This window comes from Streptosporangium sp. NPDC004379, assembly GCF_042873875.1.
Lineage (GTDB): Bacteria > Actinomycetota > Actinomycetes > Streptosporangiales > Streptosporangiaceae > Streptosporangium.
In genome coordinates this window covers 14,312-40,428 of sequence record NZ_JBIAMC010000019.1, presented here as the reverse complement: position 1 = coordinate 40,428, position 26,117 = coordinate 14,312, and the positions used below count along the sequence as shown (strand labels likewise).

The 26,117-nt window shown below is 73.0% G+C and carries 28 protein-coding genes and 1 pseudogene; 21 read left to right on the top strand and 8 right to left on the bottom strand.

All coding sequences use genetic code 11. The features are described from left to right. Positions 1-376: 376 nt before the first annotated feature. The 4 genes from ACFYSC_RS31155 (at position 377) to ACFYSC_RS31140 (ending at position 2,363) form a co-directional block, all read left to right on the top strand. Positions 377-1,126: a TetR/AcrR family transcriptional regulator gene (locus ACFYSC_RS31155; RefSeq protein ID WP_389968753.1), complete on the top strand. Its 750-nt coding sequence runs from the start codon at positions 377-379 to the stop codon at positions 1,124-1,126. Positions 1,127-1,139: 13 nt separating this feature from the next. Next, a complete protein-coding gene (locus tag ACFYSC_RS31150; RefSeq protein ID WP_389968751.1) occupies positions 1,140-1,586 on the top strand; it encodes a hypothetical protein in 447 nt (148 codons plus the stop codon). A 180-nt stretch (positions 1,587-1,766) separates the two neighbouring features. Further along, a complete protein-coding gene (locus ACFYSC_RS31145) occupies positions 1,767-1,928 on the top strand; it encodes a hypothetical protein (RefSeq protein WP_389968749.1) in 162 nt (53 codons plus the stop codon). Positions 1,929-2,171: 243 nt separating this feature from the next. Further along, positions 2,172-2,363, top strand: a complete 192-nt coding sequence (locus tag ACFYSC_RS31140; protein ID WP_389968919.1) for a hypothetical protein — start codon at positions 2,172-2,174, stop codon at positions 2,361-2,363. Between the two features lie 296 nt (positions 2,364-2,659). Here ACFYSC_RS31140 and ACFYSC_RS31135 read toward each other — a convergent pair. Next, positions 2,660-3,064 (bottom strand): annotated as a pseudogene (locus ACFYSC_RS31135) (recombinase family protein); the annotation flags it as partial. A gap of 128 nt (positions 3,065-3,192) precedes the next feature. Between ACFYSC_RS31135 and ACFYSC_RS31130 the strand changes: the two are divergent. From ACFYSC_RS31130 to ACFYSC_RS31120, 3 genes are read left to right on the top strand one after another with little or no spacing between them, the layout of a single operon-like run. Continuing rightward, positions 3,193-3,822 carry a DUF3887 domain-containing protein gene (locus tag ACFYSC_RS31130; protein ID WP_389968748.1) on the top strand — a complete coding sequence of 210 codons (630 nt, stop codon included), beginning with the start codon at positions 3,193-3,195 and terminating at the stop codon, positions 3,820-3,822. Positions 3,823-3,869: 47 nt separating this feature from the next. After that, positions 3,870-4,199 (top strand): hypothetical protein, encoded by a 330-nt coding sequence (locus ACFYSC_RS31125; protein ID WP_389968746.1) that lies wholly within the window; start codon positions 3,870-3,872, stop codon positions 4,197-4,199. Next, positions 4,196-4,420 (top strand): hypothetical protein, encoded by a 225-nt coding sequence (locus ACFYSC_RS31120; protein WP_389968744.1) that lies wholly within the window; start codon positions 4,196-4,198, stop codon positions 4,418-4,420. Before ACFYSC_RS31125 ends, ACFYSC_RS31120 begins: the two co-directional genes overlap by 4 nt. 198 nt (positions 4,421-4,618) lie before the next feature. On the opposite strand, the gene ACFYSC_RS31115 is transcribed toward ACFYSC_RS31120, so the two are convergent. Then, positions 4,619-5,062: a Tn3 family transposase gene (locus ACFYSC_RS31115; RefSeq protein ID WP_389968742.1), complete on the bottom strand. Its 444-nt coding sequence runs from the start codon at positions 5,060-5,062 to the stop codon at positions 4,619-4,621. Positions 5,063-5,287: 225 nt separating this feature from the next. Between ACFYSC_RS31115 and ACFYSC_RS31110 the strand changes: the two genes are divergently transcribed. Then, positions 5,288-5,428 carry a hypothetical protein gene (locus ACFYSC_RS31110; protein WP_389968740.1) on the top strand — a complete coding sequence of 47 codons (141 nt, stop codon included), beginning with the start codon at positions 5,288-5,290 and terminating at the stop codon, positions 5,426-5,428. Between the two features lie 95 nt (positions 5,429-5,523). Here ACFYSC_RS31110 and ACFYSC_RS31105 read toward each other — a convergent pair whose 3' ends face one another. After that, on the bottom strand, positions 5,524-5,916 hold the full coding sequence (locus ACFYSC_RS31105; protein ID WP_389968738.1) for a hypothetical protein: 393 nt from the start codon (positions 5,914-5,916) through the stop codon (positions 5,524-5,526). A gap of 130 nt (positions 5,917-6,046) precedes the next feature. Between ACFYSC_RS31105 and trpB the strand changes: the two genes are divergently transcribed. Genes trpB through ACFYSC_RS31090 form a run of 3 tightly spaced genes read left to right on the top strand, consistent with a single transcriptional unit; the run spans position 6,047 to position 8,814 of the window. Continuing rightward, complete coding sequence (gene trpB, locus ACFYSC_RS31100) at positions 6,047-7,249, top strand: tryptophan synthase subunit beta (RefSeq protein ID WP_389968736.1); 1,203 nt, start codon at positions 6,047-6,049, stop codon at positions 7,247-7,249. Next, positions 7,246-8,049, top strand: coding sequence for a tryptophan synthase subunit alpha (gene trpA, locus ACFYSC_RS31095; RefSeq protein ID WP_389968734.1), 804 nt, complete (start codon positions 7,246-7,248; stop codon positions 8,047-8,049). The genes trpB and trpA overlap by 4 nt, the downstream gene beginning before the upstream one ends. 9 nt (positions 8,050-8,058) lie before the next feature. Next, positions 8,059-8,814 carry a GntR family transcriptional regulator gene (locus ACFYSC_RS31090; protein ID WP_389968732.1) on the top strand — a complete coding sequence of 252 codons (756 nt, stop codon included), beginning with the start codon at positions 8,059-8,061 and terminating at the stop codon, positions 8,812-8,814. 19 nt (positions 8,815-8,833) lie between these two features. Here ACFYSC_RS31090 and ACFYSC_RS31085 read toward each other — a convergent pair whose 3' ends face one another. From ACFYSC_RS31085 to ACFYSC_RS31075, 3 genes are all read right to left on the bottom strand, one after another. Continuing rightward, on the bottom strand, positions 8,834-9,991 hold the full coding sequence (locus tag ACFYSC_RS31085; protein ID WP_389968730.1) for a hypothetical protein: 1,158 nt from the start codon (positions 9,989-9,991) through the stop codon (positions 8,834-8,836). 84 nt (positions 9,992-10,075) lie between these two features. Beyond that, positions 10,076-11,269 carry a hypothetical protein gene (locus tag ACFYSC_RS31080; protein WP_389968728.1) on the bottom strand — a complete coding sequence of 398 codons (1,194 nt, stop codon included), beginning with the start codon at positions 11,267-11,269 and terminating at the stop codon, positions 10,076-10,078. A 4-nt stretch (positions 11,270-11,273) separates the two neighbouring features. Next, positions 11,274-12,362 carry a HesA/MoeB/ThiF family protein gene (locus ACFYSC_RS31075; protein WP_389968726.1) on the bottom strand — a complete coding sequence of 363 codons (1,089 nt, stop codon included), beginning with the start codon at positions 12,360-12,362 and terminating at the stop codon, positions 11,274-11,276. A 229-nt stretch (positions 12,363-12,591) separates the two neighbouring features. On the opposite strand from ACFYSC_RS31075, the gene ACFYSC_RS31070 reads away from it, so the two are divergent. Next, positions 12,592-15,501 (top strand): BTAD domain-containing putative transcriptional regulator, encoded by a 2,910-nt coding sequence (locus ACFYSC_RS31070; RefSeq protein WP_389968724.1) that lies wholly within the window; start codon positions 12,592-12,594, stop codon positions 15,499-15,501. A gap of 30 nt (positions 15,502-15,531) precedes the next feature. On the opposite strand, the gene ACFYSC_RS31065 is transcribed toward ACFYSC_RS31070, so the two are convergent. Then, positions 15,532-16,713 (bottom strand): erythromycin esterase family protein, encoded by a 1,182-nt coding sequence (locus ACFYSC_RS31065; RefSeq protein ID WP_389968722.1) that lies wholly within the window; start codon positions 16,711-16,713, stop codon positions 15,532-15,534. Positions 16,714-16,803: 90 nt separating this feature from the next. Here ACFYSC_RS31065 and ACFYSC_RS31060 point away from each other — a divergent pair, with 90 nt between their 5' ends. Both ACFYSC_RS31060 and wrbA read left to right on the top strand, forming a co-directional pair. Beyond that, complete coding sequence (locus ACFYSC_RS31060; RefSeq protein WP_389968720.1) at positions 16,804-17,487, top strand: TioE family transcriptional regulator; 684 nt, start codon at positions 16,804-16,806, stop codon at positions 17,485-17,487. 247 nt (positions 17,488-17,734) lie between these two features. Continuing rightward, complete coding sequence (gene wrbA / locus ACFYSC_RS31055) at positions 17,735-18,349, top strand: NAD(P)H:quinone oxidoreductase (RefSeq protein ID WP_389968718.1); 615 nt, start codon at positions 17,735-17,737, stop codon at positions 18,347-18,349. Between the two features lie 36 nt (positions 18,350-18,385). On the opposite strand, the gene ACFYSC_RS31050 is transcribed toward wrbA, so the two are convergent. Further along, positions 18,386-19,297: a helix-turn-helix transcriptional regulator gene (locus ACFYSC_RS31050; RefSeq protein WP_389968716.1), complete on the bottom strand. Its 912-nt coding sequence runs from the start codon at positions 19,295-19,297 to the stop codon at positions 18,386-18,388. Between the two features lie 251 nt (positions 19,298-19,548). Between ACFYSC_RS31050 and ACFYSC_RS31045 the strand changes: the two genes are divergently transcribed. The 7 genes from ACFYSC_RS31045 (at position 19,549) to ACFYSC_RS31015 (ending at position 26,020) form a co-directional block, all read left to right on the top strand. Beyond that, positions 19,549-20,565 (top strand): zinc-dependent alcohol dehydrogenase family protein, encoded by a 1,017-nt coding sequence (locus ACFYSC_RS31045; protein WP_389968714.1) that lies wholly within the window; start codon positions 19,549-19,551, stop codon positions 20,563-20,565. Positions 20,566-20,688: 123 nt separating this feature from the next. Next, positions 20,689-20,844, top strand: a complete 156-nt coding sequence (locus tag ACFYSC_RS31040) for a hypothetical protein (protein WP_389968712.1) — start codon at positions 20,689-20,691, stop codon at positions 20,842-20,844. Positions 20,845-21,108: 264 nt separating this feature from the next. Next, on the top strand, positions 21,109-22,356 hold the full coding sequence (locus tag ACFYSC_RS31035; protein ID WP_389968710.1) for a hypothetical protein: 1,248 nt from the start codon (positions 21,109-21,111) through the stop codon (positions 22,354-22,356). Between the two features lie 85 nt (positions 22,357-22,441). Further along, positions 22,442-22,711: a metal-sensitive transcriptional regulator gene (locus ACFYSC_RS31030; protein ID WP_362931900.1), complete on the top strand. Its 270-nt coding sequence runs from the start codon at positions 22,442-22,444 to the stop codon at positions 22,709-22,711. 377 nt (positions 22,712-23,088) lie between these two features. Further along, positions 23,089-24,486: a rhodanese-like domain-containing protein gene (locus ACFYSC_RS31025; protein WP_389968708.1), complete on the top strand. Its 1,398-nt coding sequence runs from the start codon at positions 23,089-23,091 to the stop codon at positions 24,484-24,486. Between the two features lie 79 nt (positions 24,487-24,565). Beyond that, on the top strand, positions 24,566-25,159 hold the full coding sequence (locus tag ACFYSC_RS31020; RefSeq protein WP_389968706.1) for a rhodanese-like domain-containing protein: 594 nt from the start codon (positions 24,566-24,568) through the stop codon (positions 25,157-25,159). 78 nt (positions 25,160-25,237) lie between these two features. Next, a complete protein-coding gene (locus ACFYSC_RS31015; RefSeq protein ID WP_389968705.1) occupies positions 25,238-26,020 on the top strand; it encodes a sulfite exporter TauE/SafE family protein in 783 nt (260 codons plus the stop codon). Positions 26,021-26,117 lie beyond the last annotated feature (97 nt).

The following is a 26,117-nucleotide window of genomic DNA, read 5'->3' as shown; positions in this document are numbered from 1 at the left end:
CTCATACCCGGATATCCAGGGTTGCGATAATGAAGCTTATCGCAACCCTGCTTCATGAAACCCATTGCTTCAAATTTCGTTTCGTTACATAACCGACAGCAATATCGTTCGAACGAAACGAAACCTCTCCGCCTGGCTGGCCAGCGCCCTACCGGCTTTTCGAAGAGGCGGAAGGCGGCGCCGAGCCTCCGTCGCTTCGTAGAACAGTCCGCTGAAAGCGATGCCGGCAGGCTCCGTGCCGGGAGGGTCGCCGGGGTCGCGCCCCCTGTCGCGGGGTTCGTGACTTTGACGGTTGTCCGGTGGGCCAGGACATGGCCGAAGCCCTCATGCTATAAATAAACCGGCAGCCGGTTTGCTAATGAGACAGGAGGACTGAGTGGCGCGGACAGTCGATCAGGCTGCGCATGCCGGACGGCGGACGCAGTTCCTGGACGCGGCAGAGATCCTGCTGCATACCAAGGGCTACGAGCAGATGAGCGTGCAGGACGTCTGGTCGCAGGTGGGCGCCTCCAAGGGCGCCTTCTACCACTACTTCGCCTCCAAGCGGGCGCTCATCGAAGCGGTGATGGAACGCATGGCCGACCAGATCGCCGCGGCATTGGCCCCGCTGGTCGCCGACCCGGACACGCCGGCACTGGAGAAGCTGCAGAGCTTCTTCACCGGGCTGGGCCAGTGGAAGGCCCAGCGGCGCAAGCTGCTGGTCGCGCTGCTGCGTGTCTGGCAGTCCGATGACAACGCCGTCGTACGGCAGAAGTTGCGCCCGGGCATCGCCGACCGCATCGCCCCGCTGCTGGCCGGTGTCCTCGAGCAGGGCGCACGCGAGGCCACCCTGGCCGTCACGCATCCGGAGGAGACCGGCCGCGTTGTCGTCGCGCTGGTGCAGGACCTCAACGACCGGCTGGCCGAGCTGATCCTGTCTTTCGACGCCACCGGCCGGCCGGGCCTGCCTGCTGCTCAGGAGACGGTGGCCGCCCACACCCAGGCCCTGGAGCGGATTCTCGGTCTTGCCGAGCACTCCGTCGTCCTGGTCGAGCCCGACGTGCTGAGCCCGTGGTTCACCGCCACCCCCACCGCGCCCACCGTCACCGCCACCGCCACCGGTGGCGACGACATCTCGACCTTATGAAAGGACGCCGGCCATGACCATCGCGCTGAGCGTCGTGATCGCCCTGTTCTATCTGCAGGCATTGGCCAAGTTCGGCCTGTGGCTGTTGGTCCCCTATCAGGTTCGGATCAAGCGGATCGCCGCCTACTACGCGCGCTCGCAGCGCCTCATCGGCATCTATGACACCCTCACGCTGCTGTGCGTCGTGGCCATCATCGGCCTGCAGTTCGCCGCCGGGTTGAGCGCGCTGAGCTTCGCGGCGGGGCTGGTAGCCGGCATGAACCTCATCCAGATCTTCATCCACCGCTTCAACGAGCCCCTGGCCGAGAACCGGCGCCCGCCCGCGCCGGCGGCGCCCAACATCACCATGTCGTACGCCATCCAGGCCAGGCCCGCCCTCGGCTGGCGCGAGATCGTCATCATGGCCGGGTTGTCGCTGTGGGCGCTGTACGTCATCGTCACCGAAGTCCTGGCCGGTTAGAGGGGTGTCCCTTCTCCGGGCGTCGACACCTGGAAGGCGGGCCGTGGCCGACTGGCCGGGACAATCGCACGGCAACTCGCCACGGCTTCCGATCCGGAGCTCACCGCGCTCTACGAAGAACACCTCGCCCCCCGCCCGGGAGACGCGGACCGGCCGGTCGAATCCGAGATCGCCATCCCGATGGTCTTCCGCTTCGGAGGGCGGGAGCTGCGGCTGTTCTCGACGACCACCACCTTCGGGACCCCGATGGACATCACCCTGGACGAGGTCGCGATCGAGTCGTACTACCCGACGGACGCCGAGAGCGCCGCCTACTTCACCTCACCCGACGCCCGCGTGTAGCCGACCGGGGCAGGGTCCGATCAGGGCCCACCGGCAAGCCCTGTGACCCTCCCCGAGTCGGCGGCGCTCACGGCGCCGGTGTTCCTCTCGCGGCCGACGGCGGGGGCGGGCCGGTGCGGATCGGCGTCGCCGTGCCCTGCAACCTTTCGCCCGGCGGGTCGCGTTGGGAACGGGCGAGAGGAGACCACATTGGATCGTCACGACGGCTTCCGCGAGTTCGTGCTCGCCCGCCGGCAGGCGCTGATGCGGACCGCGTACCTGCTCACGGGAGACGCCCACCTCGCTGAGGACCTGCTGCAGAGCGTACTGATCAATGTCGTGGGGCGGTGGCCCGAGCTGTCCGCGGACGGCAACCTCGAGACGTACACGTGCAAGGCGCCGGTGAAGGCCCTGTTCTCCCGAAGCTGCCGCGAAGTGACAAGCAGCTCTCTGTGATCAGAGTGACGCTCGGTCAGGGAGAGCGAGGCGGGTCCGGGGACTTCGCTGGCCTGGAGAGCGGCGAAGTCGGCGTGCGCGGCCTCGATGGCTTCGGGGTACGCCTCGCGCTTGGCGTGTTCGGCGAGCGCCCGGTAGATGCCGGCCACGGAGGGGTTCTGGCCCTTGCGCTTGCCGGTGGGGATGAACAGGCCGGGCTGGATCTGCTCGACGGACTCGCCGTTCGCCCGGCGTCGCAGGACGGTGTGGAGCATGTCCTCGGTGATGACCGGCGGCCGGCCGCCGTGCTTGCCCTTGCGGGCCGCGGTGTCGAGCCCCTCCAGGGTCGACTCGCGGATGCTCTCCCGCTCGGTCTCCGCCATCGCCGCGAAGAACGCGAACAGCAGCTTGCCGGGCCCGGTGGGGTCGTAGATGCCGGGCAGGGGCCCGGCGAGCATCTCCAGGACCAGGCCGTGGGCGGTGAGGCGGTCGGCGAGCGCGGTGAGTTCGGCGGCGTCGCGGCCGAGCCGCTTCATCTCGTACACGGTGAAGATGATCCGGCAGTGCGGGGCGTGTGCCTTGATCTCCCGCGCGGTCCGCAGCGCCTCCTCAAACTTCGGGCGGCCCCGCGACCTGTTGTTGATCTTGCTACGGCAGAGGATCGTTTGTGAGAGTGACCCCGGGTGCAACTCCGGCCGTTGCTCATGCGCGGGCAAGATCATCGGCATGGTCGTGCTTTGCGGGTGGCGCGGTTATGGCGCGGGGGGCTGAGTGGTGACGCGCGAGCGGGGACGGCAGGAGTGTAAAGGTTCCCTTGACGCCGCAGATCACGTAAAGACATTCTTGACATGTGACTGATTCATCGATGTCTCTCGCGGGCATGGCCGCCCGCCTTAGTGAGCAGGCCTCCGCCCTGGTCGAGTCGCTCGGCAGCCCTGTGGCTCAGCCGGCCTATCTCGACCTCGTCCGGCTCGCCCGTGATGTCGACGGATTTGCAGATCAGGTGCTGAAGCTGTGCGTGCAGCAGTCCCGGGACGCCGGACACACCTGGCAGGAGATCGGGGAACTGCTCGGCGTCACCCGCCAGGCCGCATTCCAGCGGTTCGGCAAGCCCATCGACCCGAGAACGGGAGAACCCATGGACAAGACCGTGCGCATGGCTGACGCCGCCGCCCGCGCCACCGAGATCGCCACCGCCGTCCTCGACGGCCGCATGGACGAAGCCCGCCAGTCGTTCAACGCCGAAGTGCTGGCGGCCTTCACCGACGAGGTTCGCCTCAACGGACTGGCCACGGTCACCGGCCTCGTCGGCGCCTTCGAAGGCTTCGGCGAGGGCGAGCCGTTCGTCCGCCGCATCGGCGACCACACGGTCGTCGACATCCCTCTGCGCTATGAGGCCGGCGAGATGAAGGCCCGCGTCGCCTTCGATGCGGAGGAGAAGGTCGCCGGCATCTTCATCCTCGCACCCGAGACCCCGTGACCCCCCGCACCGCTCCCCGGCCCACGGTGGAACGTCAGGAAAGGCAGATGATCATGGCCACAGCCGACGACGACGGCACGATTCACTGCGACGACCATGAGATCACCATCCGCCGCTACTACCTGTGGGGGCCCGAGACGATCCCGTACGCCTCGGTCACGGGCGTCAAGACGCTCGCGCTGACCGGCGCCAACCAGATGCGCCGGTGGCGCATCTGGGGCTCAGGTGACTTCATCCACTGGTGGAACCTCGATCCGCACCGGCCCAAAAAGGACACGGCCCTCGTGCTCGACGTCGGCCGCAGGGTCCGCCCCACGATCACACCGGACGACACGGCTGCCGTGGCCCGCATCATCACCGAACACGGGCAGGGATGATGGGGGCGTACGTCACCACGCTGATTCCCCTTGCGGTCCTGCTCGGGAGCGTGGGCTGGGTCTACCAGGACGCGTCGGCCCACGCCAGGCGCGGAACACCCGTCTACTTCTCGGCGGGATCGATCGAGCTGAGCAAGCCCCCCGCCTGGGCCCTCGGCTGCCTGTGCTTGTGGATCGTCTTCCTGCCGCTCTACCTCACGTGCCGGCGGCAAGCCAGCTGACAGCCGATGAGGCGGCCAAACGGGGCCCGCAGCCGCGGATGCGCCGAATGTGGCGTGCTACGCGCCATCGCTCCGTGTGGCTCCCAGTCTCACCGGAATTCAGGTGACTCCTGACCCAGGCGGAGACGTGGCTCTCGCCAACCTCGGAGAAAGCAATCTCGTCCTCGGTGAGGACGTCGCGCGCATCGTTCATGCTGCTCAGGATGCCCCGGAGGCGGGCGCCGATCGGGCGGTTTCCGCCTCGGGCGCGGTGCGGGGGCCGGCCACCGCGGCGGCGAGGTCGAGGTGGGAATTCATGTCCGGCTCGAACCGGCCGTAGGGGTTCACGTGCGTCCAGAACGGCGGGGACAGAGCCCGCCGGTCGGCGTCGGTGAGCCGCTCCCGCCACTTCTCCTTGCTCAGGATGTCCTGTAGGAGCAGGGTGTTGACGTGCACCAGCGCGGACTGAAGCAGGTGCAGGGCCAGCATGGAGACCTCCTGGGACTCCTTGTCGGAGCCGGTCAGGTCGCCGTCCTTGCCGTAGAACAGATCGTGGTTGGCGGTTCGCCCCTGGCACCCAGATCTCCCGCCGAAGCAGCGCATCCCGCAGGGCCACCAGCACGCACAGCTCGTACGGGATGCGCTCCATCCGGCCGCGCTCATCCACCACGACCTTGCGCCACTCTTCGCACACCACCCCACCCAGCGGAATCTTCTCCGCCTCGTCGAAGAACGCCCCCTCCTTGGCGATGGGCTGGTCCAGATACCGCTTGAGCAGGTCGATCGCATCCATCACCGGCCGGTAGGCGGTGTTGTTGCACTTCAGATCTTCCGGAGGGCGAACCCGTTTTCGCCACCGGTCTCTGGCGGAGCGGATCGGAGCTCACGGTGCTGTTGGACGGGAAGCGCCGGCGTGCCTACGGGGTCGACACCCGCACCGGGAAGGCCCATCGGCTGACCGACTACCCGGAAAAGGCGGCTCTGGTCCTGCCGGGGCTCGCGAGCGACGCGATGACGATCTCCGGGTAGGAGCGGAACCGGCCTGCCGGGGCGCCGTACCCTACGGCGCCCCGGCAGGCGTGGTCGGTCGCTGTCCCGGTGGTCCTGGAGACCGGGGCCCTGCCTCACGTGCGTGCTCCTCCCGGAGGCCCGGCGTCCGGAGCCGCCGACATGGCCGGTGCGACGGCGGCGGCGCGGGCCTGCAACGCGTCCAGCACCTCGGCGTGCCGCGCCGGGACCGTCACCTCCAGCGCCAGGTCGCCGTCGGCGACGGTCACGGCGAAGGCGAAGAAGGAGCAGCAGCCGCTCTCCCGCGCCGCCAGCTCCGCAGCGCGTGCCGCGTGCCCGGGGGAGAAGGCGAGTTCCAGCCGCAGCCGCGTGGGCCGCTCACGCCGTACGGCCTGTACGGCCTCGGTGAACAGCGCGTCGAACTCGGCCACCCGCAACGGCTGCTCGGCGGTGGGCAGCGTGCACGCCGGTGGCACCCATGCCCGGCCGGAGACGATGTCGTCACTCATGCCTCGACGGTAAGCCCGTACCCGGGTACCGGATGCGACGTCCTCGCCGGGGTGGCGCGTCCATGCCGCTCCATGCCACACTCACTGTTATAGAACTCATAAATGAGTTATAGAACGATAGGAGTGTGACATGCGAGACGTGCTGCCGCGGCGCGCACCGGCCCCGCCGGACGGAACGATGGGCGAGCCCCGGGCCCGGGGCCGGTTCGGCGGGTACGGCGGACGGTACGCGCCGGAGTCCCTGGTGGAGGCGTGCCGCGAGGTGGACGAGGCGTTCCGGGAGGCATGGGCGGATCCGGGGTTCCGCGGCGCGCTGGCGGAGCTGCTCGCCCTGCACGCGGGACGGCCGACCCCGCTCACCCCGGCCCGCCGGCTGTCGGAGGAGTTGGGCGTGCGGCTGTACCTCAAGCGCGAGGACCTCGCCCACACCGGATCCCACAAGATCAACAACGTGCTGGGCCAGGCACTGCTGGCCACCCGGATGGGACGGCGCAGGCTGATCGCCGAGACCGGGGCGGGCCAGCACGGGGTGGCCACCGCGACCGCCGCCGCGCTGCTCGGGCTGGAGGCCACGGTCTTCATGGGCGAGCGCGACATCGAACGCCAGGCGCTGAACGTCTTCCGGATGCGCATGCTGGGCGCCGAGGTGATCCCGGTGACCACGGGCAGCCGCACCCTCAAGGACGCGACCAGCGAGGCCATGCGCCACTGGGTGGGAGCGACCGGCGACTCCCACTACTGCATCGGCTCGGTCATCGGGCCGGACCCGTACCCGTGGATGGTCAGGGAGTTCCAGCGGGTCATCGGCGACGAGGCCCGCGGGCAGTGCGCCGCCGAACTGCGGACCGGCGTGCCGGACCACGTGGTCGCGTGCGTCGGCGGCGGCTCCAACGCGGCCGGCACGTTCGCCGGATTCGCCGACACCCCGGCGCGCCTGATCGGTGTCGAGGCGGAGGGCGGCGCCGGGGCGGCCCTCGGCCGGCCCGGCGTCCTGCACGGCTGTCGCTCGCTGTTCCTCCAGGACGACGACGGGCAGATCCCGCAGGCGCACTCCATCGCCGCCGGACTCGACTACCCGGGGGTCGGCCCGGAGCACGCCCACCTGCGCGACCTGGGCCGGGCCCGCTACGTCACGGTGACCGACGACGAGGCGGTCGGCGCGGCCGTACGGCTGGCGCGCACCGAGGGAATCGTCCCGGCGCTCGAATCGGCGCACGCCCTCGCCTGGGTGATCCGCGCGGCGGGCGGCGACCTGCCCGGGGGGTCGACGGTGCTGATGACGCTGTCCGGCCGGGGCGACAAGGACGTCTCAACCTTGAAGGAGCTGCTGTGACGAACCCCGCGACCCTCGCCGCGGGCGCGGTCGAACGCCGCCTGCGTGCCCGCCGGGACGCCGGCCGCGGCCTGCTCATGCCGTACGTCACCGGGGGGATCACGCCCGGCTGGACGGAGTACCTGCGGGCGTTCGCCGCCGCCGGCGCGGACGCGATCGAGGTCGGCCTGCCCTTCTCCGACCCCACGCTGGACGGCGTCACCATCCAGCAGGCCGGTGACACGGCGCTGGCCCGGGGGGCGAGCACCCGCCGGATCCTCGCCGGCCTGTCCGGGGTGCGGGGCCTGGACGTGCCGCTGGTCGCCAGCACCTACTACAACCTGGTGCTGAACGACGGCCCCGAGGCGTTCTGCGCCGCGCTGCGCCGGGCCGGCGTCACCGGGCTGATCGTGCCCGACCTGCCGGTGCACGAGGCGGACGAGCTGGCGGACGTGGCCGCCGACGCCGGGATCGACCTGGCCCTGCTGGCGTCGCCGTCGACGCCGCAGCCGCGGCTGGCGGAGATCGCGCGCCGCAGCCGCGGATTCGTCTACGCGGTGTCGCTGATGGGCACCACCGGCGAGCGGGCCGCCCTCGCCGCTTCGGCGGCGGAGCTCACCGGGCGGGTCAGGAGCGTCACCGACCGGCCGGTCTTGCTAGGATTCGGTATCTCCACCCCGGCCCAGGCACGCGAAGCCCGCCGGTACGCCGACGGCGTGGTGGTCGGCGCCGCGGTCATGCGGCGGGTGCTCGACGGGGCCGGGCCGGACGACCTGCGGACCTTCCTCACGGCGCTGCGGCAGGCCCTCGACCAGGAGTGACCGATCACGATGACCCCCGACGCCGGGCACGAGGCGAGATACCGCGCCATCGCCGCCGACCTCGCCGCGAAGATCCGGTCGGGACACTACGCCCCCGGTGAGGCCCTGCCGCCGCAGCGGGAGCTGAGCGCCTCCTACGGGGTGACCCTCATGACGCTGCGCCAGGCGTTGCGGGAGCTCAGCGACGAGAAGCTGATCGTGCAGCGGCCCGGCAAAGGCACGTTCGTCGCCCCGCCCCACCTGGCGTACCAGCTCGACTCGCTCCGCAGCCTGGTCGACGACCTGCGCAAACAGGGTCACGACGTGCGTACCGCGGTGACCGGGCGGGCGGTGCGCCGGGCCCCCGGCCGGATCGCCGCACAGTTGCGGCTGCGTCCCGGCGACACCGCCCTGCGGCTGGAGCGGGTCCGCGAGTTCGCGGGACGTCCCGCCGTGCACCAGGTGTCCTGGGTCCGCCGGCCGGTGGCCGACCGGATCCGCGACCGCGACTTCACCTCCGTCTCCCTCTACACGGCCCTCGCCGACGAGGGGGTGACGGTCGCCCGGGCGTCCGAGGTGGTCCGGCCCGGTCTGCTCGACCCCGCCGCCGCCCGTCACCTCCAGGAGCCGGAGGGCAGCCCGGTGCTCGTCAGCGCCCGGATCACCTACACCCTCGACGCCACGCCCGTGGTGTCCGACCACGCCACCATCCTCGGCAGCATGATGGAGATCCGCACCGAACGCGCCGCCACCGGTCTCTCGCTCACCTGGGGCGCCACCAGCTGAGCCGTGGCCCCGGTCGTCGTCAGGACGGTTCGGGGGCCTCCCAGCGGGTGACCGAGAAGGTCGCGGAGACGGGGTCCCCGGCGGTCACGGCGGTCACCTTCAGCAGCGCGACGTACTTGTCGAAGCCGTCGAACATGCAGAACCGGTCCCCGGTCCGCAGTTCGGACATCGGCACGTCGAGGTCGTCACGCCCGCCGCGGATCGCCGTCTCCTGGCAGGCGGTGATGTCCGGGTCGGCGTCGCCCTTCACCCGGGCCGCGTATCCGCCGAACCGCATCTTCGGGCTTCCCAGGCAGCTCGGGAAGTACTCGACGTCCCCTCCGCCGCCGGACAGCATGTGCCGGTACCGGACGCGCGGCATGTCCGAGGCGATGCCGACGCCGCCGGGGCTGCAGTCGTTCGCCTCGGCCACGTCGTCGGACACCGTGAACGGCTGGTCCTCGTAGCTCCTGTCGCCGGGCTTCGCCAGGGGACCCTCGACCTCGGGCGGTACGGCCCACAGCGTCGCCGACAGCGTGAGCTCCGCGACCGGGGAGCCGCTCACCTTCACCACGCGCAGGAGGAGCACGCGGCCCTCCGTGGCGAAGTCCTCACAGAACCGCTCGCCCTCCGCCAGGGCCCGGGTGCGGTAGCGGTCGATGGCCGTGCCGCTGCCGACCGCCGCCCGTGCGGCGTCCCGGCAGCCCGTCTCGTCGAGGTCCCCGGCGTCCGCCGCCGCCTGGGCGACGGCCACGTCGTCGAAGTCGAACCGCCCGTCCGACGAGGAGCAGGGGGGCGACCACGCCAGGACGGGCGGCCTGTCCTCCTCCGTCTGCCGCCCGTAGTCGTCCTGGCGCGGGTCCGACTCGTCGGTCCCGAGGACGCGGGGCCCGTCGTCGGCGAATTCCACGTAGACGTCCGACGGGCAGCCGTTCTTGATCGCCTGGATGTCGCTCAGCGAGATCTCCCGGTCCCGGTAGAGCAGCCCGGTCCTGGGGACCGCCGGCGTGGGGGACGGCGACCCTTCCGGTCCCTGCGACGTGGGCGACGCCGATCCGGCCGGCGTGCGGGGCACCGGTCCGGCCGGGTCCGCGGACCGCGCGTCGCCGTCCCCGCAGCCCGCGAGGACCACCGCCAGCAGCAGGACGAGGCCGGTTCCCCATGACACCCCGGCCCGGCGGCCGTCGATTCCCTGCACGTCAACTCCTTGATCAGATTCGTCGGGCCACCCACCGTAGCGACGGCCGGAGCTCCGGGGGGCCGGTTTCGTACGATGTCCGGTCTATCGCCGGGCGTACTCCCGGGCGGCCAGGGAGGCGGCCAGGAGATACGGGCCGAGCAGCAGGACGGCGCACAACAGCGCGTACCAGAACCGCGGGCTGAGCGGCCCGAGCAGGAACCCGTCGGCCGCCCAGGCCAGCACGGTCACCGCGACGGGGGCCACGAAGAAGACGAACCAGGCCAGCACTCCGGCGAACCCGGCCAGCCACAGCCACCGGAACCACCGCCCGGCCCGCACGTCGGCGGGCGCGGCCGAGAGCAGCTCCGCCGCCTGCGCCGGGGTCAGCCCGCCGAACGCGCGCCGCAGCATCAGCGACTTGACCCGCCACAGGTCGCGGCAGCCGAGCACGTTGACCAGCACGCCGTACAGGTCGGTGCGCAGGAAGACCATGCACTGCCACAGCAGGCCCGCCAGCTTCACGAACACCCATGTCGAGAGCGTCGCGTCCACCAGGGGGTCCGGCGACCACGTTCCCCGCAGGATCAGCAGGCGGGCGCCCAGCAGCAGGCTGAGCAGGACCACGTCCACGGCCATCCCGCCGAGCAGCGGCCCGTAGCGGCGGCGGCGCGGCACCGTCCAGATCTGGGACAGGTCGGTCTCCAGGACGGGCAGCATCATCCGCCGGTCCACCCCGAACCGGGACTCGACGCCGATCGCCCGGGCGGCGAGCCAGTGCCCGCCCTCGTGCAGAGCCGTCGAGACCAGGAAGAACGGCACGAGCAGCAGCGCGCTCAGCCCGACGTCGCCGAGCAGGAACGCGTCCCGCGCCGGGTTCGGGAACAGGGACGGCGAGGTGGCGAAGACGGCCAGGCAGAACAGGGCGAGGACGGTGTAGCAGGTCCAGGCCACCGGTCCGAAGAAGGGACGGGCCGCGCGCTGGCTGACCCCCGCCATCCAGTTCCGCATCTGGATGGGCGCGGTGCGCACGGCCCGGCGCTCCTCGTCGGGCCGGTCGTCGAGGAACCCCAGTTCGGCGAGGGTCGCCACGAACGACGGCATGTCCACGGGCTCACCGGCGAACGCCTCGGCCTCGGCCGCGGCCTCCTCCTCGGTCGCGCCGCGCAGCAACGCCGAGATCACCACCCCGCCCACGGCCGGCATGGTCACGAAGGTGCCGGTGGCCGGATCGCCGACCAGCGCCTCCTCGCCCTCCTCGACGACGCTGAGCGGGCGCAGCGGGACCCCGCCGCTCATCGGCTCACTGCCGGGCCAGCGCGCACGCCGGGCACGCGGGGTCGCGGGGGAAGGGCTGCCACACCGGGACGAGCCCGTTGAGCAGGTCGACGACCACCCGGAACCCGGCCGCGCGAGGCGGCTCGACGCCGGTCAGGTACCGCATGGCCTCGTAGGCGACCAGCGACCCGACCTGCATCGCCATCGGCCCGGTGAGGCCGTTGGCGAGCCGCAGCCCGCGGGTGATCCGATGGGCGACCGCCGTGGTCGTGGGTTCGTCGGGGCCGGGCAGGTCGGACTCGTCGCAGCGCAGGCAGGCGCTCTGGCCCGGGTCGACGGAGAAGTAGATGAGCTGGGTGCGGGTCATCCCGCCGGCCACCCAGGGGACGCCCGCGCGCAGCGCCGCCTCGTTGACCCACAGGTTCGCGTCCATCTCGCCGTCGAGGCCGCCGGCGATCAGATGGACGTCACCGGTCAGGTCCTTGAGGTCGTCCGGGCCGGAGATCCACCGGTCCACGGCGCGGACCTCGATGCCCGGGTCGTACTCGCGCACCCACTCGGCGGCGCGTTCCACCTTCGACCGGCCGATGTCGGAGTGCCGGTAGAGGAACTGGCGGGCGAAGTTGCGCGGAGCGATGTCGTCGCGGTCCACCAGCGTCAGCGCGCCGACGCCGAGCCCGGCCAGGCACTGCACGAGGGACGAGCCGCCGCCGCCCGCGCCGAGCACCAGGACGTGGGAGTCGCGCAGCCGCCGGACGAACTCCGCCCGCGACCTGCCGAGCCGGGCGAAGACCCCGAAGAACGTCAGGTTGGAGAAGTGCCGCTCGTCGGCCTCCGGGTCGCCCAGCAGGCGTTCGCCGGCGTCCTCGACCAGGCCGAGGGAGTCGAGCCCGGCGAGACCGTCGCGGACGTCCTCCACCGTGACGGCCACGCCCCGCGCGGCCAGCGCCTCGCTCAGCGCCTCCGCCGTGGCCGGCCCGCGGGCCAGCTCGTCGAGGAGCGCCGCGATCCGGCCGTCCGGGTCGGCCAGCGTGTACGCCTCGCGCGGGTCGTGGACCACCACCAGTTCGTCGCCGAGGGACTCCCAGGCGCACTCTTTCAGCATCACTGTCATCGCAGCATCACCGGCATCGTTCATCCGCGTCGCTTCCGCATCGCTCGTCGGGACGGCGCCGGCCGGGGGGCGGCCCGCGCCGTCCCCCCGACCGGCTGAGAGGCGGTGCCTCAGGTCATGACCTGGGTGGCCTTGACGGCCTCCACCTTGCGAACCTCGATCTTCATCTCATCCACCTCCTTCCGGACGTCTTTGATCAAGGTCCTCCCTTCACCCACACAAACCGCATATGGTCGCCATAGAAGAGGCAGAACCGCTGATCGTTCCGGGAGACGAAGTGGACTTCGCGGTCCTCGGACCGGTCCGGGCCGCCGACGCCGGGCGGCCGATCCGGCTGACAGCCAAGGCGCGCGCGGTGCTCGCCGTCTTCCTGCTCCACCCGGGCGCCGTGCTGTCCAGGGACCGGCTGATCGCCTCGGTGTGGGACGACCCGCCCCGGTCCGCCCTGCCGAACCTCCAGACGTACCTGACCGCGCTGCGCCGCGCCTCGATCGACGTCGAGACCGTGCCGTACGGCTACCGCCTGCGCCTCGGCCCCGACCGGCTCGACCTGCTCGCCTTCGACGAGGCCGTACGGCGGGCCCGGCTGGAGGCGGCGGGCGGCGACGCCGCCACGGCGGACCGGCTGTTCGCCGAGGCGCTGGCGCTGTGGCGCGGCCGGCCGGCCGAGGACGTGCCGCTGGCCGCGACGATGCAGGCGCGCGTCGCCGAGCTGGAGGAGCGCCGGGAGAACGCCCGGCTCGGCTGGATCGACGTGCGCCTGCGGCTCGGCCTGCACGACGAGCTCGTCGGCGAGCTGACGCCGCTGGTGGAGGCCGCGCCGCTCAACGAACGCCTGTGGCACCGGCTCATGCTGGCGCTGCACCGGGCGGGCCGGCGCGCCGAGGCGCTGGAGGCGTACCGGCGGGCCCGCTCGACGCTCGTCACCGAGCTGGGCGTGGAACCCGGCCAGGAACTACGCGGCCTGCAGGCGGCGGTCCTCGACGACGCCCCCGCCCCGGCCCCCGCTCCGGAGGAGGCCCGGCAGCCCGCCTGGACGGGGATCTGCCTGCTCCCGGCCGACATCGCCGACTTCACCGGCCGCGAGGACGAGACCCGCGACCTGGTCGCCGCGCTGGACGGCACCGGAACGGCGCCGGTGATCGTGACGGTGTCGGGCCCGCCCGGGGTCGGCAAGAGCACCCTGGCGGTCCACGTCGCGCACCTGGTGCGGCGGCGGTATCCGGACGGCCAGCTGTTCGTCCGGCTGTGCGACGCCTCGCTGTCGCCCCGCGACCCGGCCGACGCGCTCGCGGAGCTGCTGCGGGCGCTCGGCGTGGACACCGCCGGCCTGCCCTCCTCCGCCGGGGAGCGGGCGGCGATGTACCGGGCCAAGCTCGCCGACCGGGCGGTGCTCGTGGTGCTGGACGACGCGGCCGGCGAGGCCCAGGTGGAACCGCTGATCCCCGGGACACCGGGATCGGCGGTCCTCGTCACCTCCCGCGGGCCGCTGCCCGCGCTGCCCGGCGCGACCGCGTACGCGCTGGACGTGCCGCCGCCCGCCGACGCCCGCGACCTGCTCGCGGGCGTGGCCGGGGCGGGCCGCGTGGCGAGCGACCCGGAGTCGGCGGAGACGATCGTGGACGCCTGCGGGCGGCTGCCGCTCGCGCTGCGCATCGCGGGGGCGCGGCTGGTGACCCGTCCCGCCTGGCCGCTGGCCGAGCTGGCGCGGCGGCTCGCCGACGCCTCGGCGCTGAACGAGCTGCGGGCGGGCCACCTGGACGTCCGCGCCACGTTCGGGGCGAGCTACGCGGCGCTGTCGGCCCCCGCGAGGTACGCGTTCCGGCTGCTCGGATCGGTGGCCGCCGACGGCGTGGCCGCCTGGACGGTGGCCGCGCCGTCGGGGGCGACCGCCCGTGACGTGGACGGCTCCCTGGAGGAGCTGGCCGCCGCCGGACTGGTCACCGCCGGTGACGCCGACTCCGCCGGCCAGCCCCGCTATCGCATGCACGACCTGCTGCGCGGCTTCGCCGCCGAGCTGTTCGCCGCCGAGGAGAGCGAGCGGAGCCGGACGGAGGCGCTGCGCCGGATCGCCGCCGCCGCCCGGGACCGCGCCGTCGACGCCGCCCGTGAACTGCCCCTCGCCTTCGCCCCGCCGCCGCCCGGCGTCCCGGCCCGGACGCCGCCCTGCCCCCGGGGCGGCGCCTGGCTGGAGGCGGAGCGCGGCGTGCTCGTCGCCGTGGCCGAGACCGCCGCCCGCGCCGGGCTGGCGCACGAGGCGGCCGGACTCGCCTGCGCGCTGGCGCCGTTCCTGGTCGTGCGCGGTTTCCACGACGAGGCCGTCCGCATGCTGGGGACGGCCGCCGGCGCCGCCGCCGCGGCGGGTGACGCCGACGCCGAGACGCGCCTGCGGCTGGTGCGTGCCGACGCCGAGGTGGACCGCAGACGCGCCGGCGAGGTCGCCGGCGAGTTCCGCCACCTGCTCGACCGCTGCTCACGGGCGGGGGACCGGCACGCCGCCGCGTACGCGTCGCTCGGTGTCGCCGCCACCCTGGAGGCGGATCTGGGATCCGCGCTCGCCTTCGCCACCCTGGCCGCCGAGCGGTTCGAGGCGCTGGGCGACGGGCACGGCCTGCTGAGCGCGTGGACCGAGATCGCCGCGATCCAGCTCTTCGTGGGCCGTAACGACGCGGCCGTGGTGACCTGCCGCCGGGCCCTCGCCCACGCCGGGGGACACAGCGCGGTCCACCGGGCCCGCTTCCTGCGGATGCTCGGCATCGCCTGCTATGAGACGGGCCGCGTCGAGGAGGCGATCGGCCTCTACCGGGCCTGCCGGGACCTGTGCCGGGATCTGCGGTGGAGCACCGGCGAACGTCTGACGCTGCACCGGCTGGCCCAGGCCGAGGCCGCGCTGGGCCGCCACGACGCCGCCACCGGCATCCTCCTGCGGTGCGCGGAGATGTCCGTCAACGCCGGGGACACCCGGGGGGAGGCGCTGATCTCCTACACGATGGGCGAGATCAGCCGGTGGCGGGGCGACGAGCGGGCCGCGCTGGCCCACTTCACCACCTGCCTCGACCGGCTCGACCCGCTCAACGAGCACTTCTGGTCCGCCCGCACCCGCGACCAGATCGCCCGTTCCCGGGCCGTCCTCGGCTGACCGAAGGGGCCGCAGTGACGAGGCCGCCGGTCATTCCGAGCCGGACGGGGGCCAGTGGGAGAGCCTGACCGCCTGCTTGAGGAAGACGATGCCGTCGATCATGTCGAGCCGGGCCGGGTCCAGCGGGAAATAGGCGAAATCGTGGGATACGCGTGGGGTGAGGTCCGGGACTGCCTCGGCCAGGCGGCGGGCGTCGACGAGGGAACGGTCCCAGGGCAGCGTGGACAGGACGCCCTCGACGGTGTCCGGGGGCGGGGTGTCGTCGCCGGCCGTGCCGAAGGCCGAGGCCAGGAACGCGTACCGGTCGCGCAGATGCGTGGCGGCGATCGCCCCGGCGCCCCACCACTCCAGCTCGTGGTCGCCGAACGACATGAGGCTCCTGTTCCGCTGCAGGTGGAGGTTTTGGGCGAAGACCAGGGCCGGGCCGTGCTCGGCGACGGCCAGCAGGTTGGCGGCCATCATCGCGTCCCGCAGAGCCGACAGCCGGCCCCAACGCGCCGGGGACGTGTCGGCCATCCAGTGGTGGTAGCGGAGCAGGCCTACGGCGGTGCGCCCGTACAGTGCCGCCCGCTCCATGTCCCGCGCGCTCAGCCGCGGCGCCTGCGTGTCGAGCAGCGCCACCAGGTCGTCGGCGATGACGCGCAGCCGCTGGGCGTCGGCCGACCGGCCGATCGACCGGGACGGATCCATGACCGTGGCCTCGTCCGACCACCGCTCGTCCGGGCCGAGCAGCGCGTCGAGGGTCTCCGCGGTGCAGGGGAGCGGTCCGTCGAGGAGGGAGTGCAGGGCGGTGAGCGCCTGGCGCGGGCTCGCCGCCCAGTACTCCAGCGGGCCGTCGAACCCGAAGAACCGGAGCTTGTCGTCGTGCTCCTCGTTGTACGCCCGCATCCAGCGCACGAGTTCGCGGTTACCCGGTGCGTCACCGAAGCCGTGGCTGAAGCCGCGTTCCATGACGTCGTCGAGCGTGCCCGCGCCCGTCGTGACGTAGTCGTCCACCGCGAGGCCCATCAGGCAGTCGCTCTCGATGGCGAACGAGCGGTAGCCCTCGTTCTCGGCCAGATGCCGGAAGATCTCGTTGCGCACCTCGCCCAGTTCTCCCACGAAGTGCCTGGCCTCACCCAGGCCGAGCAGCAGGGGCTCGGCGGGAAGCGACCGGAGGAACGCCGAGACGCCCGCGCCGTCAAGTGAGCGGGCCGTGTCCTTGATGTCCATGCCTTCAACGGTATCTTTGAACACTCGGTGTAAGCTTTTCCCGAAGAAATCCCTTTTTTTTCCGAGGAACCTTCAATCAGGGGTGCACTCATGAGGCCGGTGGACCTGGCACGCGAGCACGGCCTGTCCACCCAGGCGATCAGGAACTACGAGGACGCCGGCATCCTGCCCGCCTCCGGACGCACGGTCCACGGCTACCGCGTCTACACGCCGCTGCACGCGAAAGCCCTGCGCGCGTTCCTCGCCCTCGTGCTCGGACACGGTCACCAGACGGCCACCTCGATCATGCAGGCGGTCGACCGGGGAGCCGTCGAGGACGCGCTGCGGCTCGTCGACGAGAGCCACGGCCGCCTCCTCGACGACCGCCGCACCCTCCAGGCCGTCGAGGCCGCGCTCCGCGATCTGGCTCCCGTGCCACAGGAGCACGGCGACACGTTCATCGGCCCGCTGGCCAGGAAACTCGGCATCCGTCCCGCCACTCTGCGCAAATGGGAGAACGCCGGACTGGTCCGGCCGCGCCGCGACCCGCAGACGGGCTACCGGGTCTACAACGCGGCCGACGTGCGGGACGTCCGGCTGGCCCACCAGCTCAGGCGGGGCGGCTACCTGCTGGAGCAGATCGCCCCGCTGATCGCCCAGGTCCGCTCCGCCGGAGGCGTCGCCCCGCTGGAGTCGGCCCTGCACGACTGGCGGGCCCGCCTGTCCGCCCGGGGCCGCGCCATGCTCAGGGGTGCCGGCGAACTCGACGTCTACCTCCGCGCCCGCGAACCCTGAGCCCGGGTTCGTCCGGGTCCGGGGCCGGTGTCCGTCCGGCCCGGGCCCGGAACAGGCCTGGGGCGTCGGCGTGCCCGCGCGAGCCCGGTGTCACCGGCCCTGCCCGGCGGCGTTCCCTCTTCCCTTTTCCCGTCCATCCGGTCCCGCGGCGCGGACCGTCCGGGGCGTGAGGCCGGTGCGCCGCCTCACATTCGGCGGAGGTGCGTCGTCGTACCGCAGAGACGGACGCTGAGAAAGGAAGCCGAGCATGGAGCCGGTGAATGTAGCGGTCATCTACTACAGCGCCACGGGCACGGTTCACGCCCTGGCACGGGCCGCCGTCGAAGGCGCGGAGAAGGCCGGCGCGAGTGTGCGGCTGCGCAGGGTCGCCGAGACGGCCCCACAGGAGGCGATCGCCGCCAGACCTGACTGGGCCCGCCACCTACGGGACACCGCCGACGTCGTCGAGGCGGGCCTCGACGACCTGGGCTGGGCCGACGCGGTGCTGTTCGGCACCCCCACCCGCTTCGGCAACCCCGCCGGCCAGCTCCGGGCGTTCATCGACACCACCGGGCCCCTGTGGTACCAGGGAAGGCTCGCGGGCAAGGTGTACTCGGCCTTCACCGCCTCCAACACCGCCCACGGCGGGCAGGAGTCCACCATCCTGGCGCTGGGCAACACCTTCTACCACTGGGGCGGTGTCATCGTGCCTCCCGGCTACACCGACCCGATCCAGTTCCGGTCGGGCAACCCCTACGGGGCCTCCCACGTGACCGGCGACGGCGCGCCCGGCGACGTGTCCCTGGAGGCGGCCCGTCACCAGGCCCGCCGCGTCGCCGATGTCGCGGCCGCGCTCAAGAGGGGCGGCTGGAGCGCGGGGTGACGCCCGTGACGGCCCACGAGGAAACCGAGTGCCCTGTCATCGATCGGCATCGGATCCGATTGGATGGACGCCGCCACGGTGTCCAGGAATCTCCGGGGTGGCGGCCCAGGAGGCGAGCAGACGCAGGCTCTCTTCGGAGGGCGATCCGGGTTCGGCGGTGTAGATGGTGAGGGTGAGGCCGGGTTCGGCGGCCATCTCCAGGCCCTCGTAGGCGAGGGTGAGGTCGCCGACGGCCTGGTGGTGGAAGCGTTTGGTGCCGGTGCCGTGGTGGCGGACGTTGTGGGCGCCCCAGCGGATGCGGAACTCGTCGCTGCGGGTGGACAGTTCGCCGACCAGGTCGTGGAGATCCTTGTCGTGGGGGTTGCGGCCGGCTTCGGTGCGCAGGATGGCGACGGCGATGTCGGCGGCCTGGTCCCAATCGGGGTAGAAGCGGTGGGAGGCGGGGTCGAGGAAGTTGAAGCGGGCCAGGTTGGCCTGGTTGCCGGGGGTGGCGTAGACGTCGCTGTAGAAGGCGCGGGCGAGCCGGTTGGCGGCGAGGATGTCCATGCGGCCGTTGCGGACGAACGCGGGCCCGGCGGTGATGGCGTCCAGGGTCCATTGCAGGCTGCGGTGCGGTTTCCACCGGCCTTCGGCGGGTCGGCGGCGGGGGCGGGTGAGGGCGTCGGTGCCGTCGGCGGCCTGGGTCAGGTTCAGCAGGTGGGCGCGTTCGGCGTCGTCGAGCCTCAGTGCGCGGGCGAGGGCTTCCAGGACCGCCGGGGAGACGCCGGCGAGGTTGCCGCGTTCGAGCTTGGCGTAGTACTCCACGCTCATGTCGGCCAGGGCGGCGACCTCGCTGCGGCGCAGTCCCGGCACCCGGCGCCGGGAACCGGCGGGCAGCCCGGCCTGCTCGGGGGTGATCTTTGCGCGCCGCGAGGTCAGGAACTCGCGGGCTTCCTCACGGCTGTCCACACCTCGACATTACGTGCCGGCGCGGCCGTAGGGATGTACTGCCGGCACACCCTTCACCGGTGACTGGTTACGTGCGCCGACCAGGGGTTATCTAGGAAGTGTGGGCTTCATCCCGCCGGGTGTCGGGCCGGTGATCGGAGAGGCCCGTGCCCGGCCCCGGCGGTCCGCCGTCTGAGGTTCCGGGCTCCCACGCGCACGCGGCACGGCCGGAGGCCTACCGGTGCGCCCCTATCGAGCAAAGGACTCTCCTCATGCGCGGAGCAGTGATCCACGCCCCTGGCGACATCCGTTTCGAGACCCTGGACGACCCGGAGATCCTCCACCCCACTGACGCGATCATCCGCACCGCGGTGACGTGCGTGTGCGGCTCGGACCTGTGGCCCTACCGCGGTGCGGAGCCGACCGACGCGCCGCATCCGATGGGCCACGAGTACGTCGGTTTCGTGGAGGAGGTCGGCTCGGAGGTGACGGCGGTGAAGCCGGGGCAGTTCGTCGTCGGGTCGTTCGCGACCTCGGACGGCACCTGCGCCAACTGCCGCAACGGCTTCCAGTCCAACTGTGTGAACCGTGAGTTCATGAGTACCTGCCAGGCCGACCACGTCCGCATCCCCAACGCCCAGGGCACGCTGGTGGCCACCGACGGCGTGCCCGGTGAGGAGTTCTGGCCGGGTCTGCTGGCCGTCTCCGACGTGATGGGCACCGGCTGGTGGGCCGCCGACGCCGCCGAGGTCCGCCCCGGCTCCACCGCCGTGGTGGTCGGTGACGGCGCGGTCGGCCTGTGCGCGGTGATCGCGGCCAGGCAGATGGGCGCCGAGCGGATCATCGCCATGTCCCGGCACGAGCCCCGCCAGAGGCTGGCCCGCGCGTTCGGCGCGACCGACATCGTCACCGAACGCGGCGATCAGGGCGTGGCACGGATCAAGGAGCTGACCGGCGGAATCGGTGCCGACAGCGTGCTGGAGTGCGTCGGCACTCCCGAGGCGATGCGCCAGGCCCTGCACTCGGCGCGGCCGGGCGGCAACGTCGGGTTCGTCGGCGTCCCCCACGACGTGACGGTCGACGGGCAGGAGCTGTTCTTCTCCCACGTCGGCCTGCGCGGCGGTCCCGCTCCCGTGCGCCGTTACCTGCCCGACCTGATCGAGCGCGTCCTGACCGGCGCCATCGACCCGGGCAGGGTCTTCGACCTCACGCTGCCCCTGGACCAGGTCGCCGAGGGCTACAAGGCCATGGACGAACGCCGCGCCATCAAGACCCTCCTGAAGCCATGACCCCGAAGTCCTGACCACGTTCGCACGCCCGCGCCGCCGCCCCCGCTACCGCCTAGTTCCGCACCATCCAGGCCACGTCCTGACTCAGGCCGCACCGCGCACCTCCGACAGGAGCGATTCCTCATGAATCCCGTCTATGACTTCACCGGCCAGGTCTCCTTCGTCACCGGCGCCTCCTCCGGGATGGGCCTGGCCGCCGACGAGAGCGCCTGCAGCCCCGGCGCCGGCTACGTCACCGGCGTCGCCCTGCCCGTCGACGGCGGCTACACCGCCCGATGACGGCTCGACGCCCTGGCCCGTTGAGCCGGCGCGGCTGAGCCCTCACCCTCGACGGCCGGGAGGGGAGGACCGCCGCGCCTCGCCGCCGGTGCGCTTCGGCTCCCCCACCGTCGCCGGTAACGTGGTGCCGCTCTCATCGGCCCGGCCTCGGCCCTCTCCTGCGACAGGCGGTCACTCACGCTCATGGCGGAAACAGGATCTCCTCCACCGGCACCTCGTACGGAACCCGCGGATGAGGGCTCCGACGGCGAGGGCGCCGGCCCTGTGACGCGGCCGTCCGGCGGCGGGGAGCCGCCCGGCCGTCAGGGGCCGCTGTGCGCCCGTTCCGGCTGCGGAAACCGGCTGGAGATCTCCGGACGGCGCGCCGGGCGACCGGCCGTGTACTGCGGTGACTCCTGCCGGGCCGCCGCCCACCGCGCCCGCGCCGCCGCCCACACGCCGGTCGTGGCCGAGGCGTTGCGGCGTGCCGAGGCGCTGGCCGCGCCGCTGCTGAGCGCGGGGGAGCAGTGGTCCGCGGCGCTGTCGGCGCTCACCGCCCAGCTGAACGCCGCCACCACCGGCGCCCTGGCCCAGCTCGACGCCGCCGAGGAGGCCGCGGAGGAGTCCCGGGCCGCCGCCGCGCTCGCCGAGCAGCGCGCCGCCGAACGCGTCACCGCCGCCGAACGCCGCGCCGCGGCGGCCGAGGACAGGGCGAAGGCCGAGGTCGAGGCCGCGCGTACCGCCGTGAGCGAGGCCGCCGTCGTACGGGAGCGCGCCGAGGAGAGCGAGCGGACTGCCTGGCGGGCGGTCGGGGAGCACCAGAGTGAGCGCGCCCGCGCCGAGCAGACCGCCGCCGAGGCCGTACGGCGGGCCGCCACCGCCGAGGCGTCCGCGCGTGACCGGGCCGCCGAGCTGGCGGCGCTGACCGCGGCGGCGGCCGGTGAGCGCGAGCGGGCCGCCGCGCTGCAGGCCGAGCAGGCGGCGAGGATCACCGCGCTGGAGGGCGAGCTGGCCGGACGCGCCGCCGAGCTCGCCCGGACGGGGGAACGGCTGGATGCCGCCGAGGGCCGCGCCGGCCGCGCCGAGTCCGAGCGTGACCGGGCCATGGCCGACGCGGAGCAGGCCCGTACGGAGATCGGGGAGATCCGGGCGGAGGCCGGGCGGATCCGCGAGGAGCTCACCGCGGAGCTCACCCGGCTGCGGGAGGAACTGGCCGGGGAGCGGGCCGCGGCGCGTCAGGCGGGCGGCGAGCGTGACCGGGCCCTGGCCGAGCGCGACGCCGCCGGTGAGGAGTTGCGGGCCGTCCGTGCGGAACGGGACGCGGCGCGCGCCGAGCGCGATGAGGCGCGTACCGCCGCCGCGGTGGCCGAGGCGCGCTCCCAGACCGGGGAGGAGGCGCTGCGCCAGGTCGAGACGGCCGCCCAGGAGGCCGTACGCCGCCTGCTCGCCGGGTGGGAGACGCGCGGACGGGAGACGGAGTCCGACGATTCCACGGGGAAGAATACGGGTGGGGGTATGGTTGCGGGGGAGTGAGGGCGTCCTCGGGACGCCCCGCCCGGAGTGGGGAAGACCTCCGTCTCCTCCGCGTCCGGGTGCGCGCCGGGCGGGAAGGTGAAACATGGAGATGGACGCGACGGTTCTGTCCGACGCCCTCAACCGGCTCAAGCGGGCCCACGGCCAGCTGGGCGGGGTGATCGCGATGATCGAGAACGCCGAGGACTGCGAGCGGGTGCTGACGCAGCTGGCGGCGGTGTCCAAGGCATTGGACCGCGCCGGATTCAAAATCATCTCAACCGGCCTGCAGCAGTGCCAGCTGGCACGGGAGAACGGCGAGGAGCCGCCGATCACCCCCGAGCGGCTGGAGAAGCTGTTCCTGGCCCTGTCCTGAAGCGGCCCGGAGTCCTGAGGCGGCCAGGGACCTCGCAAGCCGAAGCCTCGCGGACCGGGATCCCGCGGACCGGAGCCTCGCGGGCCGGCGCCTCCCGGGTCGGGTGGATGCGTCGGGCCCGGATGCCCGTTCGCCGGCCTGCCGAACGGGTACCCCCTCCGAACTGGGGATACCCCTGACCGATGGGTACCCCCGTGGGTATATCCTTCTGATCGATGGATACCCCCCCTGGTATTTTTGACGAGGAGTCGCGTGATGACGGTCCCCGAAGCGGCCGGCTGTAAGCCGTACCGCGACGACCCGGTCCTGATTCCGGCTCCGGCCACGCGAAGGCCCCGCCGGCGCGAAGGCCCCGACGACACGAAGGCGGTAACACGGTGACCACGATCCACGTCGAGGTGGTGGAGACCTCCTCCCTGGGCGACCGCAGCTACCTGGCCCACGACGGCCACGTCGCGCTGGTGGTCGATCCGCAGCGCGACATCGACCGGATCCTCGCCCTGGCCGGCCGGCTCGGCGTGCGCGTCACGCACGTGGCCGAGACCCACCTGCACAACGACTACGTCTCCGGCGGACTGGCCCTGGCCCGGGTGGCCGGGGCGACCTACCTGGTCGCCGGGGCCGACACCGTCGGCTTCGACCGGCTGCCGGTGGCCGACGGCGACGAGATCGTCCTGTCGGAGGCCATGCGCGTCTCGGCGGTGGCCACCCCGGGACACACCTTCCACCACCTGTCGTACGTCCTGTCCGGCCCCGAAGGGCCCGAAGGCGTGTTCACCGGCGGGTCGCTGCTGTTCGGCACCACCGGCCGCACCGACCTGCTCGGCGAGCGGCACGCCCACACCCTGGCCCACCACCAGCACGCCTCGGTGCGCCGCCTGGCCGACCTGCTGCCCGACGGCGCGCAGGTCTGGCCCACCCACGGATTCGGCAGCTTCTGCTCGGCCGCCCAGTCCGACGCCCCTGACTCCACCATCGGCCGCGAACGGCGGGCCAACCCGGCGCTGAGACTGGAGGCCGACGACTTCGTCGCCGAGACCCTGGCCGGGCTGGACGCCTACCCCGCCTACTACGCCCACATGGGTGCGCGCAACGGCGCCGGCGCCGACCTGATCGACCTGACCCCGGCCGGGATCGCCGACGCCGGGCAGCTGCGGGAGCGGATCGCGGCCGGAGAGTGGGTGGTGGACCTGCGTTCGCGCAAGGCCTTCGCCCGGCGGCACCTGACCGGCACCCTGAGCTTCGGCCTGGACGGGCCGATGTCCACCTGGCTGGGCTGGATGGCCCCGTGGGGCGCGCCGATCACGTTGCTGGGCGAGTCGCCCGAGCAGGTCGCCGAAGCCCAGCGCGAGCTGGCCCGCATCGGCGTCGACCGCCCGGCCGCCGCCGCGACCGGCGCCCCGGAGGAGTGGGCCGACGGCGACGAGACCCGCCTCGGATCGCTGGCCGTCGCCACGTTCGCCGACCTGGCCGCCGCCCGCGCCGGGCGGGCCCCGCACGGGCTGCCCGTCCCGGACGCGGTGCTGGACGTGCGGATGACGAACGAGTGGCGCGCCGGGCACATCGACGGCGCCGTGCACATCCCGCTGCCCGACCTGCCGGACCGGCTGGCCGACGTGCCGGACGGAACGGTGTGGGTGCACTGCGGCTCCGGCTACCGCGCCGCCGCGGCCACCGGCCTGCTGCGGCGGGCCGGGCACCGGGTGGTGCACATCGACGACGCCTACACGGAAGCCGCCGGCGCGGGCCTGACCGTCACCGCCCCCGAGAGCTGACCGCCCGGAGACCACCCATGCCGAAGCGGTCTGCCCGGGAAGCGGCCGGCCGCCGTCACATCCCGACAAGGAGCACCACATGACCACCGCCACGAACCCGGCGGCCCCCGCCGCCCTGGACGCCGCGTCCCTGCGGGTCCTGCTGGAGTCCGGCCGCCCGCCCCGGCTGATCGACGTGCGCACCCCCGGCGAGTTCGAGACCGCCCACATCCCCGGCTCCTACAACGTGCCGCTGGACCTGCTGCGCGAACACCGCGCCGAGCTGCGCGCCCACCTGGACGAGCAGGTGGTGCTGATCTGCCGGTCCGGGCAGCGCGCCACGCAGGCGGAACAGGCCCTGGCGACCGCGGGCCTGCCGGGCCTGCGCGTGCTCACTGGCGGCATCACCGCCTGGCAGGCCGCCGGAGCGCCGGTCGCGTCGGGCAGGCCGCGCTGGGACCTGGAACGTCAGGTCCGCCTGGTGGCCGGCTCGATCGTGCTGGGCTCGGTCCTGGTCAGCACGGTGTTCCCGCCGGCCAAGTGGCTCGCCGCGGCCATCGGCGGCGGGCTGACCTTCGCCGCCCTGTCCGGCACCTGCGCGATGGGCATGATGCTGGCCAAGCTGCCCTACAACCGCGGCCCGCGCGCCGACATCGCCACCGTGCTGGGCGCCCTGGCCGGCGGTCACGGGTGAGCCGGCGCGCGGCCGTCCCGGCACGGGACCGCGCCCCGGCTCGCTGAAGACGATCGAGACGACCGAACGGAGAAAGTCATGCCGACCGCTCTGGGCCTCGGCGCCGCGATCGGTGTCCTGCTCGGGCTGCTGGGCGGCGGCGGATCCATCCTGGCGGTGCCCGCCCTGGTCTACGGCGTGGGCCTGCCCCTGAGCTCCGCCGTGCCGGCCTCCCTGTTGGTGGTGGGGATCTCCTCGGTCACCGCCGTCCTGCCCCGCGTCCGCGCGCACCAGGTGCGCTGGCGCATCGCCGCCGTCTTCGGCGGCGCCGGAGCGGTGGCCGCGTTCGGCGGCGCCGCACTCAACCGGCTCCTGCCACCGCAGGCGGTCCTGATCGGCTTCGCCGCGCTCATGATGCTGGCCGGGTGGCGGATGCTGGCCGGGGAGGCCTCCACGGGCGGGGCGTGCGAGCTGCCCGGCGGCGGCGTCAACTGGCGCGGCTGCCTGCCCAAGGCCATCGGCGCCGGCACCGCGGTGGGCGTGCTGACCGGCCTGTTCGGAGTCGGTGGGGGGTTCCTCGTCATCCCGGCCCTGGTGCTGGGGCTGGGACTGCCGATGACGGCCGCGGTCGGCACCTCGCTGCTGATCGTGGTGGTCAACTCGGCCGCCGGGTTCGCCGCCCACGCCGGGGAGCCGGCGCTGGACTACGGCGTCATCGTGTCATTCACCGCGGCGGCGGTGGCCGGGTCGCTGACCGCGGCCCGGCTGGGCCGCCGCCTGGATCCGGTACGGCTGCGCCGCTGGTTCGCCTACCTGGTCTTCGCTGTGGCGGCATTCGTCGCCGCCCAGGCGGTGTTCAACCCGGCCGCGCTGAGCCACTGAACCGGGCCGCCGAACCCTGGACCTGCCCCGGCCACGCCCCGGAAGCCGGGTGACGATCCCGGCTCCCGGGGCATCACTCGCGGTACAACCCGTGAGA